The organism is Paenibacillus soyae (genome assembly GCF_024623455.1).
GTDB classification, from domain to species: Bacteria; Bacillota; Bacilli; order Paenibacillales; family Paenibacillaceae; genus Pristimantibacillus; species Pristimantibacillus soyae.
This window is the reverse complement of record NZ_JANIPJ010000096.1, coordinates 1-255: the sequence shown is the minus strand read 5'-3', so window position 1 is coordinate 255 and position 255 is coordinate 1. Positions and strand designations below refer to the sequence as shown.

The 255-nt window shown below is 38.0% G+C and carries 1 protein-coding gene; it reads left to right on the top strand.

Going from position 1 to position 255, the window contains the following annotated elements; all coding sequences use genetic code 11:
- Positions 1 to 226: IS3 family transposase (locus NQZ67_RS30950; protein WP_257453187.1), on the top strand; the 226-nt coding region annotated here is incomplete at its 5' end.
- Positions 227 to 255 lie beyond the last annotated feature (29 nt).

Below are 255 nucleotides of genomic sequence, written 5' to 3'. Positions count from 1 at the left end.
CCAAAGCATGTCGCGCAAAGGAAATTGTTACGATAACGCGGTAATGGAAAACTTCTTTGGCATTATGAAGTCGGAGTTTCTTTATCTTAATGAGTTTGAAAGTGTAGATCACTTTAAGCAAGAACTAAAACGATACATCGATTACTACAATTACAAACGCATCAAGTCAAAATTAAAAGGCATGAGCCCGGTACAGTACCGAGCTCATGCCCAACAGGTTGCATAAAAATATTTGTCTAACTTTAAGGGGTCACT